The organism is Janthinobacterium aestuarii, from assembly GCF_051380835.1.
GTDB classification, from domain to species: domain Bacteria; phylum Pseudomonadota; class Gammaproteobacteria; order Burkholderiales; family Burkholderiaceae_D; genus Janthinobacterium; species Janthinobacterium aestuarii.
The window spans coordinates 35717-48741 of record NZ_JBNYXU010000012.1 but is presented as its reverse complement, the minus strand read 5'-3'; the positions used below and the strand labels follow the sequence as shown (position 1 = coordinate 48741).

Annotated in this window: 12 protein-coding genes; 6 read left to right on the top strand and 6 right to left on the bottom strand. The window is 62.9% G+C overall.

The genetic code is table 11. The features are described 5' to 3' along the window. Nucleotides 1-4: 4 nt before the first annotated feature. Nucleotides 5-1186 (top strand): serine hydrolase domain-containing protein, encoded by a 1182-nt coding sequence (locus ACQ4WO_RS25355; RefSeq protein ID WP_436483751.1) that lies wholly within the window; start codon nucleotides 5-7, stop codon nucleotides 1184-1186. After that, complete coding sequence (locus tag ACQ4WO_RS25350; protein ID WP_436483750.1) at nucleotides 1183-2373, top strand: MFS transporter; 1191 nt, start codon at nucleotides 1183-1185, stop codon at nucleotides 2371-2373. Before ACQ4WO_RS25355 ends, ACQ4WO_RS25350 begins: the two co-directional genes overlap by 4 nt. Here ACQ4WO_RS25350 and ACQ4WO_RS25345 read toward each other — a convergent pair. The 3 genes from ACQ4WO_RS25345 to ACQ4WO_RS25335 all read right to left on the bottom strand — a co-directional run bounded on the left by ACQ4WO_RS25345 (nucleotide 2338) and on the right by ACQ4WO_RS25335 (nucleotide 4420). Beyond that, nucleotides 2338-2883 (bottom strand): DinB family protein, encoded by a 546-nt coding sequence (locus ACQ4WO_RS25345; protein ID WP_436483749.1) that lies wholly within the window; start codon nucleotides 2881-2883, stop codon nucleotides 2338-2340. The genes ACQ4WO_RS25350 and ACQ4WO_RS25345 overlap by 36 nt on opposite strands. 31 nt (nucleotides 2884-2914) lie before the next feature. After that, nucleotides 2915-3514: a MarC family protein gene (locus tag ACQ4WO_RS25340; protein WP_034754361.1), complete on the bottom strand. Its 600-nt coding sequence runs from the start codon at nucleotides 3512-3514 to the stop codon at nucleotides 2915-2917. Nucleotides 3515-3631: 117 nt separating this feature from the next. Next, nucleotides 3632-4420 (bottom strand): AraC family transcriptional regulator, encoded by a 789-nt coding sequence (locus ACQ4WO_RS25335; protein ID WP_436483748.1) that lies wholly within the window; start codon nucleotides 4418-4420, stop codon nucleotides 3632-3634. A 101-nt stretch (nucleotides 4421-4521) separates the two neighbouring features. Between ACQ4WO_RS25335 and ACQ4WO_RS25330 the strand changes: the two genes are divergently transcribed. From ACQ4WO_RS25330 to ACQ4WO_RS25320, 3 genes are all read left to right on the top strand, one after another. Continuing rightward, nucleotides 4522-5436, top strand: a complete 915-nt coding sequence (locus ACQ4WO_RS25330) for a DMT family transporter (RefSeq protein WP_436483747.1) — start codon at nucleotides 4522-4524, stop codon at nucleotides 5434-5436. A gap of 41 nt (nucleotides 5437-5477) precedes the next feature. After that, complete coding sequence (locus ACQ4WO_RS25325) at nucleotides 5478-7085, top strand: toxin-antitoxin system YwqK family antitoxin (protein WP_436483746.1); 1608 nt, start codon at nucleotides 5478-5480, stop codon at nucleotides 7083-7085. A 350-nt stretch (nucleotides 7086-7435) separates the two neighbouring features. After that, complete coding sequence (locus ACQ4WO_RS25320; protein WP_436483745.1) at nucleotides 7436-9166, top strand: methyl-accepting chemotaxis protein; 1731 nt, start codon at nucleotides 7436-7438, stop codon at nucleotides 9164-9166. Nucleotide 9167: 1 nt separating this feature from the next. Here ACQ4WO_RS25320 and ACQ4WO_RS25315 read toward each other — a convergent pair whose 3' ends face one another. Together ACQ4WO_RS25315 and ACQ4WO_RS25310 are read right to left on the bottom strand one after the other, a co-directional pair. Continuing rightward, entirely contained in the window at nucleotides 9168-10319 is a 1152-nt protein-coding gene (locus ACQ4WO_RS25315; protein WP_436483744.1) for an AI-2E family transporter, read from the bottom strand. Between the two features lie 162 nt (nucleotides 10320-10481). Then, complete coding sequence (locus ACQ4WO_RS25310) at nucleotides 10482-11462, bottom strand: hypothetical protein (RefSeq protein WP_436483743.1); 981 nt, start codon at nucleotides 11460-11462, stop codon at nucleotides 10482-10484. Here ACQ4WO_RS25310 and ACQ4WO_RS25305 point away from each other — a divergent pair. Further along, nucleotides 11461-11985 carry a hypothetical protein gene (locus tag ACQ4WO_RS25305; protein WP_436483742.1) on the top strand — a complete coding sequence of 175 codons (525 nt, stop codon included), beginning with the start codon at nucleotides 11461-11463 and terminating at the stop codon, nucleotides 11983-11985. The genes ACQ4WO_RS25310 and ACQ4WO_RS25305 overlap by 2 nt on opposite strands. Here ACQ4WO_RS25305 and ACQ4WO_RS25300 read toward each other — a convergent pair. Next, a complete protein-coding gene (locus ACQ4WO_RS25300; protein WP_436483741.1) occupies nucleotides 11964-13025 on the bottom strand; it encodes a GGDEF domain-containing protein in 1062 nt (353 codons plus the stop codon). The genes ACQ4WO_RS25305 and ACQ4WO_RS25300 overlap by 22 nt on opposite strands.

Genomic DNA, 13025 nt, shown 5'->3' with positions numbered 1-13025 from the left:
CGCCATGATGTACAACTTCTCTCCCGCGGCCTTGTCCGCCCGTATCGATCCCTTGCTGGACTTTGTTTTGCAGCAGCAGCGCCTGGCGGGCGCCGTCGTGCTGGTACGCCAGCGCGGCAAGGACGTGTACCGCCGCGCGGCCGGCTACCTGGACCGCGAGGCGGGCACGCCCATGGTTGAAGATGCCGTCTTCCGCCTGGCGTCCGTCAGCAAACCCATCGTCTCGACGGCCGCGCTGGCGCTGGTGGGGCAGGGCCGGCTGGGCTTGGACGACCTGGTGACACGCTGGCTGCCGTATTTTGCGCCGCGCCAGCCGGACGGTGCCGTGGCGGCCATCACCGTGCGCCACTTGCTCACGCACACGGCCGGGCTCGACTATGGCTTTTTCCAGCCGCCGGGCGGCGCGTATGCGCAGGCCGGGGTGTCCGACGGCATGGATGCGTCCCGCATTTCCCTGGAGGACAACCTGCACCGCCTGGCCACCGTGCCGCTGGCGTATGTACCGGGAGAGCGCTGGGCATACTCGATTGCCACCGATGTGCTGGGCGCCGTGATCGAAGCGGTGACTGATTTTCCGCTGGCGCACGCCGTGGCACAGCTGGTGACGGCGCCGCTGGCCATGCGCGACACGGGTTTTGTGGCTGCCGACCCGGCCCGCCTGGCCGCCGCGTATGCGGACCGGGCAGCGGGAGAATCCCGGCCGCGCCGCTTGCGCGACGAGGGTGAAGACCATCTGCCGTTTCTCGATGGCATGGCAGGGTTTGTGTTATCTCCGGCCCGCGCCCGCGATGCGCAGGCCTATCCGTCCGGTGGTGCGGGCATGGTGGGTTCCGCGCCCGATTTCATGCGTTTGCTGGAAACCCTGCGCCAGGGTGGCGCGCCGATTCTGCCAGCCGGTCTGGCGCAGCAGATGGGCACAAGCCAGACGGGCGGCTTCGACTTGCCGTTCTGGCCGGGCCGCGGCTTTGGCCTCGGCTTTACCGTGTTGACGGCCCCGCTTGCCGCCGCCACGCCGGAGTCCGTGGGTACGTGGCGCATGGGCGGCACGTATGGCCATTCGTGGTTTGTCGATCCGGCGCAAGAGCTGTCCGTGGTGGCGTTTACGAATACGGCACTGGAAGGCATGGCGGGGCCGTTCGTGGCGGAACTGTGCCAGGCAGTGTATGGCGCCAAGGAAACGCCATGACCCGCCCGCACCCGATCGTCTTTCTCGCGCTGGGCCTGTTCGGCGTGTACTGCATCGAGTTTGGCGTCGTCGGCATCTTGCCGATGATCATGCAGCGCTACGGCGTGACGGCCGCGCAGGCGGGGTCATTGGTGAGCCTGTTCGCCCTCGTGATCGCCGTGGGCGGCCCTTTCCTCGTGCTGCTGGCCACGCGCTGGCGCCGCAAGCGCGTGCTGATCGTTTCTCTGCTGGTGTTCGCACTGGCCAGCGTGGTGTCGGCGTATGCGCCCCGGTTCGAGTTGCTGCTGGCGCTGCGCATCGTGCCGGCCCTGTTCCATCCTGTGTATTTCTCGCTGGCCATGGTGGCAGCCGCCGCCCTGTATCTGCCACAGGATGCGGCGCGTGCTGGCGCGCATGCGTTCACGGGCACCAGCATGGGCATGGTGCTGGGCATCCCGCTCACCACCTGGATCGCCGCCCAAGTTGGCTACGAGGCATCGTTTCTTGCCTGCGCCCTCGTCAATGCGCTGGCGGCGCTGGGGCTATATCTGTTCCTGCCCAACACGCCGCAGGAAGCGCCAATGGCATATGGCCGCCAGCTGGCCGTGCTGCGCAAACCCGCCTTGTGGTTCACCATTGCCGCCGCTGTGCTCGTGTTTGCGGCCATGTTTGCCGTGTATGCATATGCGGCCGCGTATCTGCAGCAGCAGGCGGGCTTGTCGGCGCGCCAGACGGGGCTGGCGCTGGTGGTGTTTGGTATCGGTGGCGTGGCCGGCAATCTGTTCGCGGGGCGCCAGCTGGGTACGCACGTGCTGCGTACGGTCTTGCTGCAGCCTGTGCTGCTGGGGCTGGCATACTGGCTGCTGTACCGCTATGCGGGCAGCGGTATTGGCTGGGCGCCCATGGCGGTCCTGTTGCTGTTCTGGGGCGCCGCGCATACGAGCGGGCTGATCGTCACGCAAGTGTGGCTCAGCAGCGAAGCGCGCGAGGCGCCCGCGTTTGCCATCGGCGTGTATATCGCCGCCATCAACCTGGGCGTGACGGTGGGCGCGCTGGCTGGCGGCCTGGCCATTGCGCACTATGGCATGCAGGGGGCGCTGGCGTGCGGCGCGCTGCTGGGTGTGCTGGCGCTGGCGGCGATTGCCGGGAAAGCGTGGTTGTATCGCGTGCCGTCAGTCGGCAAGATGGTTGGGGATGCGAAACAGTAAATCCGTGTCGCCAATGTCGACGCCCGCTTGCGACAGCAAGGTGCTGGCCTGGCCCCGGTGATGGGTCTGGTGATTGAAGAAATGCATGAGCAGGCTGAAAAACTCGCGCCGGTTCGGCCCCTTGCTGTTGCGGTAGTCGAGCAGGTGGTCCAGGTCTTCTTCGCGGATGGAGGCGGTCCAGTCGACGATGAGCTGGTCCAGCCATTGCCGGTGCGCGTGCATGGCGGCAAAATCCTCGGCCGCGAACAGCGGGTGCGTGAGCGACGCGGGTGGTGTGATGGCGCGGATGGGGGCGAGCAGGGGGAAGCCGGCCGGGTGCTTTGCATAGCGCTGCAGCCACAGGGTGTCGCCCACCATCACGTGGTTCAAGGTAGCCAGCAGGGAGCCAAAAAAGGCGCCCCGCTCGCGCTCCAGCTCGCCGGGCGGCAAGCTGGCTGCCGCCGCATAGACCTTGGCATTCATCCACTGGTTGTAATCGGCCATCAGGCAAATGTGGGCGCAACGGCTCATGCTGGACTCCTTCAGTGGATGAATGCTGATGTTAAACGGATTTCAAAAACGCGCGTATGCCGGCGAGCAGCATTTCAATGGCCATGGCCGTCAGGATCAAGCCCATCAGGCGCTCGAATGCCGTCATGACCCTTGGACCGAGCGCACGCTGCAAGCGTTCGGCGCACAGGAAGACGGCCAGCCAGACGACGGCCACGGCCGTCAAGCCCGCCACGTGGGCGATCACTTCGTTCATTTCATGCGAGGAAAACAGCAGCACGGTGGCCAGCGCGGACGGGCCGGCCAGCGCGGGGATGGCCAGCGGCACGATAAACGGTTCGCCGCCCATCTCGTGGTCGCTATTGCCCGCGTTTGGCTGCGGAAACACCATGCGCATGGCGATCAGAAACAGGATCACGCCGCCGCCGATGCGCAGCGCCACTTCCGACAATTGCAAGGCGTTCAGGAAATGGCGGCCGAAGAACATAAACAACAGCAAGATGCCGAAGGCGATCATGCACTCGCGCACCACGACTTTCCAGCGCCGCTCGATGGGCACCCGTTTCAGGGCATTGACGAACAGGGAAACGTTACCGAACGGGTCGGTGACGAGCAAGAGCAGGATAAATGTCTGGAAGAAATTCTGTGTCATGGTGGTGTGAGCTGAGGTCAACACCGCTGCCAGGATGGGCGCGGTGCGATAAGGCTTGCGATGATAACAAGCCTGCTCCCAATCGCCCATGATTATTGATGCATAGCAGCATTTTTTTTACGCGGCGATGACTTTAGCCTGGTAAAACGCGGTCGGCGTGGTGCCGAAATGTTTTTTAAACATGGCCGTGAACGCGCTTTGGCTCGTGTAGCCGTTGTCCATGGCCACGTCGATGACCTTGACGCCTTGCGCCAATTGCTCGAGCGCCCGCAGCAATCGCGCCTGCTGGCGCCACTGGCCAAAGCGCATGCCCGTCTGTTTCTGGAACAGCCGGTGCAGGCTGCGCTCGGTGATCGCCAGTTCCTGCGCCCAGTGCGCCACCGTCTGCTGTTCGCCCGGTTGTTCCATCAGCCGCGCGCAAATGCCGCGCAGGCGCGCATCCATGGGCAGCGGCAGATACAGGGGCAGCACGGGCAGGCTGTCGAGCTCGTGCAACAGCAATTGCAGCAGATGCCAGTCGCGGCTGCCTTCCGTGAAATCGGGCGCGATGTCGACGGCCGCCACGATCAATTGCCGCAGCAGGGGACTGATGTCGAGCACGCAACTGTGACCAGGCAGCAATGGCGAATTGGCGCAGTTGATGAACACCGTGCGCATCTTGACGGCGCCGCTCATGCGCACCTTGTGCGCGATGCCGGGCTGCAGCCACACGCCGCGCGTGGGCGGCACCACCCAGCGCCCGCCCTGCGCCTCGATGGTCATCACGCCCTCGATGGCATACAGCAGTTGCGCATGCGTGTGACGGTGCGCGGAAATCACGTGGCCGTGCGCATAGTCGACGGCCAGCGCCATGGCGCGCGCCGTGACGGGCAGCAATTCCTGAAAGGCGGGGGACGAGCAATCCATGAAAGAGGGTCAGTTTTGCGATAGGTATGGACATCTTAGCGCGAGAAGGCGCGGCGCGCCTGCGGCATGATGAATACCCGCAATTATTTATGGAGCCTCGCATGCCTGTGCGCGCCTATCTGTATCCGTTTCTGGCCATGTTGCTGTGGGCCGGCAACGTCGTCGTGTCCAAACTGGCCGCGTCCAGCATCGCCCCCACGGCCATCACCTTTTACCGTCTGGTGCTGGTCTTGCTCGTGATGACACCGTTTATCGCCCGGCCCCTGTGGCGCAACCGCGCCGCCATCCGCCGCCACTGGTGGCAGCTGGCTCTGTGCGGCCTGATGTCGATGGCCCTGTTCCAGAGTTTGTCCTACCGCGCCGCCGAATCGACGACGGCGACGAATATGGCCATCGTCACGGCGCTGGCGCCCCTGATGACGGCCCTGCTCAGCGTGCTGCTGCTGGGCGAGCGCCTGACGGTGGGCATGGCGGCCGGCGGCCTGCTGTCGTTTGGCGGTTTGCTGTACCTGGTGGGGCGCGGCGATGTGCTGGCCCTGCTGCAGCAAGGCGTGCATGCGGGCGATGCGCTGATGCTGCTCGCCTGCCTGGTGTTTGCCCTGTACGGTGTGTTGCTGCGCCGCTGGCGGTTGTCCGTTCCCGCCTGGCAAGCCATTTATTGCCAGGCGCTGGCAGCCTTGGCGTGCATGCTGCCGTTCTTCCTGCTCTTGCCGCCCGGCAGCGCCAAGCTGGACGCGACCACCTTGCCGCTGATCGGCTATGCGGGCATCGGTTCGTCCATCGTGCTGTCCTACTTGTGGATCGAAGGCGTCAAACTGCTGGGACCGAACCGCTGCAGCATTTACGTCAACCTGCTGCCCCTGCTGACGGCCCTGCTGGCCATCGTCTGGCTGCACGAAAGCATGCATGTGTATCACCTGGTCGGCGGCGGCATCTCGCTGCTGGGCGTGCTGCTGGCGCAGACGGTGCAGCGGCCCCTGTTCGGCCGGCGTCCTCGCGTGTCCGGTCTTGCCTGAACGGCCATGCATAATGGCGGTTTTCAGGCAGTGGAGTGGGCATGCGGCAAACATTTTGGATGAGCACGATGACGGCGCTGCTGGCGCTCGGTAACTTGGCGCCAGCGCAGGCAGCGCGTTTCTATGAAGGCGCCCCCATGGCCACTGCCAGCGTCGTCGAGCGTCGCGACGGCGGCGTGGTGCTGGCCTTCCTGCGGGAAAATGGCGAAGTCAACGGCTACTACTGCCAGTGCAATGGGATCAGTGAAAAACGCATGAACCTGGACAAGTATGGCAAGGCCAGCATCGCGGCCGTGTTCCAGCTTGACCTCGACAGCGAAGGTGAAACCACGTTCGTGCTCAGCCGCAGCGGTAGCGCTTACGGCTTGTACGCCTACCGCTACGAGGGCAGCGGCGGCAGGATGTTCAAGGTGGCCTCCCTGCAACCGGCCCTGGACGCCATCGTGCGCGGCGCGAAAACCATGGACGAGGCGCGGGTACGCGCCGCGCTGGCCCGTCTGCAGCTGATCGACTACAGCATCGCCTATGCGCCTACGGGCGTGGCCCAGTTCGACGCCATCGAGCATGGCCATGGCACCCTGGTCGGCTATTTCAATATCGATGGCGATTTATTGCCCGGCAAGCCGGCCGATGCGCCGGCGTTTGCCTATAAAAAAACCTTCGAGGAAAAAGATGGCCATTTCCTCACGGCCACGTATTTGCTGGGCAAGGGCTGGCAAGGCGGGCGCGCGCCCAGTTATCACATCAAGTGGATCACCTGGGAAACGCAACCGCAGCGCTTTGCCGCCAGCCAGGATGGGCCATTCATCGAGTACGAGGTGAATTGCTGCAGGGGCAGCGTGTTTGCCCGCGGCCAGTATGCGCAGGGCAAGCGCACAGGCCAGTGGCACTATGAAGAGCCGCTCACCATCCGCTCGTCTGGCGCGTTTGTCGATGACAGGGCTGAAGGAGCATGGACCTATGCAAGCGGCGAAGAAACGACGACGGGCATGATGCAGCGTGGTCAGCGCACGGGACGCTGGGAAGTGAGCCTGGGCGTGGAGGAATGGCGCGACGAGGGGAAGGGCAACTACCACGGCTTCGATACCTACCTCAAGGACAGGCTGGATGGACCCAGCGAGCGCCGCGTCGAAGGCGTGGTGCAATGGCAGGGCAACTATGTCAATGGCAAGAAGCAGGGGCAGTGGGTCGAACCTGGCGGTGGCGGAAATTACGTTGACGACGTCAAGCAGGGGCCATGGAAGAAAGCGACGCCGGATGGCGGCTGGCAAGTGTTGACCATGCTCAATGGCGAACCGGAAGGCAAGCTGGAACAATATGCGCCCGATGGCCAGCTGGAACTGGCCGAGCATTACCGCCTGGGCGTGCTTGAGGGCACGATGGAAAGTTTTTATCCGGATGGCAAGCGGCGTTATCAGGGTTCATTTGCCGACGGCAAGCGCGATGGTGAGGAAACCCTGTTTTATCCCGATGGCGAAGTGCCGCAATTTCAGCGCAACTGGCACAAGGGTGTGCTGCATGGCGTCAGCATCGAGAATTTCCAGAACGGAAAACCGAAGCTGATCGGCGCCTACAACATGGGCAAGAAAACGGGCCGGTTTCAATATTTCCGCAGCGATGGCCAGCTCATCGAAGAAACCATGTATTAACTAGTTGACTAGCATAAATGGCATTCTGGCGCGAGCGCGCACGATTGCGCAATGCCAGTTCTGCGCAAAAAACATCATCTACTTGTTACAAAGCGTGAAAATCCATGCTGGATGTTGCTACTAGTAATCTTTCCCTGTATCTTGCAGTAAGGAAATAAAAGTACAGGAAACCTCGACCTCGTTGCCCTGTCTTGCACTCCTGACGATATGCGCGGGCCGCCTTCCCCCCTGCCGCCGCACACGCCGTATCGATCTGTCCTGAACAATTCACGTGACCCGCCCATCAGGCGTTTGCTGCTATCCCGTTTGGCGGGCGCAGGCATGGTTGCGCCCCTACCAAGGAAAACTGCATGCTGTCTAACATAACAATAAAAATGCGCCTGATTGCCACCATGAGTGTGCTGGGCTTGATGATCGCCGTGCTGGGCGTCATGAGTATCATCAGCCTGAAATCGGCCAACAACAGCCTTAACGAGGTCTACAGTAATCAGCTGGCATCGACGCAAGCGATCGGCGAATCGCAAATTGCCCTGGGCCGCGCCCGGTTCACGATGGACCGCGTGATGGTGCACCCCGAAGCGGCCGACGCCAAGGATACTCTGGCCCGTGCCGAACAATTCATGGAAGCCTCGAACAAGTTCTGGAAGGTCTACCTGGCCTTGCCGCAAAGCACGGACGAAAAGCGCCTGTCCGACGACATGGACAAGAAGCGCAGCGATTACATGAGCAATGGCTTGCTGGTCATGAGCAAGGCTTTGCGTGAAGGTAATGTCGCACAAGCGGACGGTTTGATGATGACGGGGCTGACGCCTCTGTACCGCAGCCTGGACCAGGCCGCCGAAACATTGACGCAATACCAGACCACTTCGGCCGCCCGCATGTATGCGGAAAGTCAGTCCAGCTACCGTACTCAGGTGGCCATGGCCATCGGCGGCATGCTGGTGGGCGCCTTGCTGACGATTATTTCCAGCATTTTGCTGCTGCGCGCCATCTTTGGCCCGCTGGACCAGGCCCTGCGCCATTTCGGCGCCATTTCCGACGGTAACCTGGCCAACGACATCGTCATCACGCGCAACGACGAAATGGGCGCCTTGCTGACGGGCTTGCAGAAAATGCAGGAACGCCTGTCGACCACCGTGCGCGGTGTGCGCGACGGCAGCGGCGCCATCGCCACGGCCAGCAATGAAATCGCTTCGGGCAACCTGGACCTGTCCAGCCGCACGGAGCAGCAAGCGTCGAGCCTGGAAGAAACGGCCTCATCGCTGGAAGAGCTGACCTCGACCGTCAAGCAGAATTCCGACAATGCGCGCCAGGCGAACCAGCTGGCCGTCTCCGCATCGGACGTGGCCGTCAAGGGCGGCGCGCTGGTGGCGCAAGTGGTCGATACCATGGGCACCATCAGCGAATCGTCGAAAAAGATCGCCGACATCATCGGCGTGATCGACGGCATTGCCTTCCAGACGAACATCCTGGCCCTGAACGCGGCCGTGGAAGCGGCGCGTGCCGGCGAGCAGGGCCGCGGCTTTGCCGTCGTCGCCACGGAAGTGCGCAACCTGGCGCACCGCTCGGCCAGCGCCGCCAAGGACATCAAGCTGCTGATCGAAGCGTCGGTGCAGAACGTGGGGGCAGGCAGCGAACTGGTCAGTCAGACGGGCACGACGATGGACGAGATCGTGGCCAGCATCCGCCGCGTGACGGACATCATGGGCGAAATCAGCGCCGCCGGCCGCGAGCAGGAACTGGGCATCGGCCAGATCAATCAAGCAGTGGCGGAGATGGATACCGTGACGCAACAGAATGCGGCGCTGGTGGAAGAAGCGGCAGCCGCTTCGGAATCGATGCAGGAACAGGCGGCGGCGCTGGCCGAAATGGTCAGCATCTTCAAACTCGATGCCAGCCATAGCGGTCCCGCCGCCAAGCCTGCCTTGCGCAAGCCTGTCGTGGCCGCCGCCAGCACGGCCTTGAAACGCCCGGCGCTGCGCCTGGCGCCAACCCGCGCCGCCGCAGCACCTGTCGCTGCTGCAAAACCGCGTCCCGCCAAGCCTGCAGCCGATAATAGCGGCGAGTGGGAAGAGTTTTAAGTTACTGCGCCGGCAGGGTAGCCTTGCTGCCCTGTTCCTGCAAGCGCGCCGCCTCGGCCAGGGCCTGGGCGCGCGCTTCTTCCGCGGCCTGTTCCGCTTTCTCCAGTGCATCGTGGCGCGCCTGCAAGGCTGCCCGTGCGCGCACGAAGACGATTTTGATGGCCGCCATCACGGGCACGGACAGGAAGATGCCGACCACGCCACCGAGCTGGTCGCCGGCCAGCAGGCCGACGATCACCATCAGCGGGCTCACTTCCACGCCTTCGCTCATCAAATACGGGTTGACCACGTAATCCTGGAACAAACGGTAGGCGGCGATAAAGCCGATCAGCCAGAACACGTGCTCGAAGCCGCTGAAACCGGCCACGACCACGGCGATGACGGCCGCCGCCAGCGGGCCCGCAAACGGGATGAATTCCAGCAAGGCGGCCGCGCCGGCCAACAGCAGGCTGTACGGCACGCCCATCAGGGAAAAGGCAATGCTGTACGACACAAACGTGGCGATCGACAACAGCAGCAGGGCGCGCACATAGCGCGACAGCAAGATGTCGAGGTCATCGATGATGGCGCCCCAGAGTTTCTTGTTCGGACGGTTCAGCAGGGACAGCAAGCCGTCGCGCATGTCCGGCCCTTCCTTGATCAGCAAAAAGCTCAGCACGGGCACCAGCACCAGATAGATCAGGTTGCTGGCCGCATGCATGACGGTCAAACCCAGTTCTTTCGCCAGCGGCATCGCTTGTCCCGTACCGCTGCTCAGCTGCGTCTGCATGAACGACAGCAGGCGCGCGCGCAACGGCTCCATGAATTCCGGCAACGGGATGCGCTCGGCAAAGTTGTTGCCCTTGAGCAGGGTCGGCAACTGATTACTGAGCTTGATCGCTTCTTCCTCGATGCGCGCGCCGAAGATGGAGCCCAGTATCGCCACCAGCAAGATCACCACGAGGAAGACGATGCCGATGGCGGCCGTGCGCGGCAAGCGCTTCGGCCCATGGCGTTCCAGCAGGCCGATCAGCGGGTACACGAGGTAGCTGAAGAAAATGGCAAAGACCACCACGATCAAGGTCGACGAAACCTTGTAGGTGAGAAACAGCAGGAAGGCGATGAGGAAAGCCGTCCACACCATCTTGGCAACGCGCAAGTTAAAACCGAACATATGAATTCCTTAGGGGCAGGATGCGACGCAAGCGTGACTGGCTTGAAGGGCAGGGTGGACAAGGCAGGGACAGGGCCGCGCCGCACGGCCGGAAATCATACCGCAAAATGCCAAAATGCCATGTTCTTGTGCGTAATGGCAATGCTTTCCCTGCTCTTGCGCTTATTTTTCCCGCCAGCTGGCCACGGTGATGAGCACGCCATCGTCCTTGTTTGGTTCGCGCAAGGTCACCGTATAGCGGCCGCTTGTATCGCTACCCGTAAACACCACCTTGTCATCATGGCCCTTCACTTGCGCGCCCTTGGCCAGCTTGGCGTAGGTGTTAAGCACCCAGTGGAAATCGGCATAGCTGCGCACGGTGATGTCGGCATCGGGCATGGGCTCGTCACCGGCCTCGGCCGCTTCCGTGGGCGTGCGCATGGGCAAACCGGCCAGGCCAGCCGGTGTGACGATCTTGCCGCCGCTGGAACTGCTGTTCAATTCCGCATTCGGCAGCAGCAGGTGCAGCAGGCTGGCGGGAAAGCCGGGCGGCACGTCGCGCGGCTCCCAGCCGGGCTGGCCGGGGCTGGTCGTGATGTATTCCACCGCAGCAATGCTTTGCCGCTGTGCCGGCGCAGCCTGTGCCAGCATGATCGGCAACTGCCGTGCCCACACGAGCAGCGGCGCGGCCATCTCATCCTCCGCGCCCGGTGGCAGGAACACCGTCAGCACGGCGTGCGTGGGTGGCAGGCAGGCGGGGGCGGCGTCACCGGTGGCAGCCTGGCAGTGGCCGTTGACCAGGCCCAGCGCCAACAGCTTGCGTTTCGGATCGAACAGCATGGCGGCGCGCCGTGCACCGTGTGTGCCGGCATCGATGGAAGCCAGGACCGAGCGCCCGTCGGGCAGCATGGTGCGCGTGATGTCATCGAGTGAATACATGCTGTCGAGCACCTGGCGCGCGATCAGGGTGTTGCCCTGCGTATAGCTGCCGCGCGCATAGCCGAGCAGCTTGAAGATGTCGGCGCGGATCTCCGGATGCGCACTCAGGCGTAGCGGCGGCGATGGCACGGGCACGGTGGCGGCTACGAAGGCGGCATCTTCGGCAGAAATAGTTTCTGCCATGGTGGAAAGCGGCAGGCACAGCGCGGCGCAAAGCGACAGCATGCGTAGAGTGATTTTTCCTGGAGTGTTCAATGGCCATCCTTGTCGAGACGCCATGCCGGACCGGTTGCCGGCATGCGCGGGCCGCGATCTTAGCATTTCAGGAATAAATCTCTTTCTGCTAAGCTTGGCTATTGAATCACTGTCCCCCGTTGCCATGGCCCAGATCACTATTTCCTGCAGCATTTCTGTTGATGATGAGGCCGTGACCGAGTTCTTGCTCAAGTACGTGCTCCACTCGCGTGTCGGCGCGGCCAGGAAATTGCGCATGGGAGAGAAGGGCTGCTTCTATACCTGTTCCTTGTATAGCGATGAGCATGCCAAGGTGAGCCGTTTGATCCGCCGCATGCTGGCGTTCTTTGAGAGCAAGGACATCCCTTTGACCATCCTCAAGATCGGCGCCCAGGACAGCTGGTACGAGGTGGACCCCGAGCAGCGCGATCCCTGGAAGATTTCCCCGCAGGCCCTGCTGGCGCTGCTCGACGCCAGGTCCAACGGCAATACTCAGGCGGCGTTCAGCACGTAGCGGTTCTTGCCGCTTTTCTTGGCCTGGTACAAGGATTCATCGGCGCGCCGGTAGCTGTGCGACAAGTCCGCTTCCTTGAGCAGTTCTGCGACGCCGATGCTGACGGACACCTTGCGTTCCGGCACGAAAGCCGCCTCGACGCTGTCGACCAGCTGCGCGGCAAAGGCGCAGGCCGCGTTCTTTTCGCCCAGGTAAATGACGGCAAACTCCTCGCCACCCAGGCGCCCGCACAGGTGCTCGCCCGACAGCCTGGCGATCACGTCGGCGATTTTTTTCAGCACTTCATCGCCCACGTCATGGCCGTACACGTCGTTGATCTGCTTGAAGTCGTCGATGTCGATCATCAGGAAATACGCGGGTGTGCGCGCCGTGCGCTGCAAGGCGCGGGCGCCTTGCGTAAACATGCGGCGATTGTTGAGCCCGGTCAAACCATCCTTGTAGGCCATCGTCGCCAGTTCGCGCTGGGCGCGGTAGTTGTGGATGCGCAAGACGAGAAAATAAATATTCAGCGCCAGGCCGATGATGACGCTGATGGTGACGGCCAGCACGGGCCAATGCTGGTCGGCCTGGCCCGCATGCACGGGAAACTGCCCCAGTCCCAGGATGGCCCACACGCACAGCGACACGCCCAGGTAATACGCGATGCCGCTGAAAATGGGCGCCGTCGTCAGGGTGATCATCACGCCCAGCGGCAACACCCAGAAAGCGGGGTCTTCCGTGCCCAGCATCAGCACGCGAAAGCTGAAGGCGATGAACAGCACGCTGATGGTGCCGCTGGCGATAATCGCCTGCAAGGACTTCGCATACACGGTCAGCAGCAGCCCGACCAGCATGCCCGTCACGCCCAGCGCCGCCTGCGCATGCTCGAACGAGGTGCGCGGCAAGGTCAGGCTGAACGTGACCAGCCAGCAAGCCAGGCCAAACGTCAGGATGGCTATCGAAATGAAATGCAGTTCCTTGAAAAAGCGCTGCTGCTGCTCCCGTTCTCCTGAAAAGAACAGGTAATAGAAGGCAGGAGACAGGCTGCGCGAAGTGAACAT

Excerpts from the sequence above, each read along its gene's own strand:
- ACQ4WO_RS25335 (WP_436483748.1), bottom strand. The coding sequence starts at position 4,420 with ATGGATTGCTCGTCCCCCGCCTTTCAGGAATTGCTGCCCGTCACGGCG.
- ACQ4WO_RS25320 (WP_436483745.1), top strand. The coding sequence starts at position 7,436 with ATGCTGTCTAACATAACAATAAAAATGCGCCTGATTGCCACCATGAGT.
- ACQ4WO_RS25350 (WP_436483750.1), top strand. The coding sequence starts at position 1,183 with ATGACCCGCCCGCACCCGATCGTCTTTCTCGCGCTGGGCCTGTTCGGC.
- ACQ4WO_RS25310 (WP_436483743.1), bottom strand. The coding sequence starts at position 11,462 with ATGCTGTCGCTTTGCGCCGCGCTGTGCCTGCCGCTTTCCACCATGGCA.
- ACQ4WO_RS25355 (WP_436483751.1), top strand. The coding sequence starts at position 5 with ATGATGTACAACTTCTCTCCCGCGGCCTTGTCCGCCCGTATCGATCCC.
- ACQ4WO_RS25300 (WP_436483741.1), bottom strand. The coding sequence starts at position 13,025 with ATGTTCACTTCGCGCAGCCTGTCTCCTGCCTTCTATTACCTGTTCTTT.
- ACQ4WO_RS25315 (WP_436483744.1), bottom strand. The coding sequence starts at position 10,319 with ATGTTCGGTTTTAACTTGCGCGTTGCCAAGATGGTGTGGACGGCTTTC.
- ACQ4WO_RS25325 (WP_436483746.1), top strand. The coding sequence starts at position 5,478 with ATGCGGCAAACATTTTGGATGAGCACGATGACGGCGCTGCTGGCGCTC.
- ACQ4WO_RS25305 (WP_436483742.1), top strand. The coding sequence starts at position 11,461 with ATGCGTAGAGTGATTTTTCCTGGAGTGTTCAATGGCCATCCTTGTCGA.
- ACQ4WO_RS25330 (WP_436483747.1), top strand. The coding sequence starts at position 4,522 with ATGCCTGTGCGCGCCTATCTGTATCCGTTTCTGGCCATGTTGCTGTGG.
- ACQ4WO_RS25345 (WP_436483749.1), bottom strand. The coding sequence starts at position 2,883 with ATGAGCCGTTGCGCCCACATTTGCCTGATGGCCGATTACAACCAGTGG.
- ACQ4WO_RS25340 (WP_034754361.1), bottom strand. The coding sequence starts at position 3,514 with ATGACACAGAATTTCTTCCAGACATTTATCCTGCTCTTGCTCGTCACC.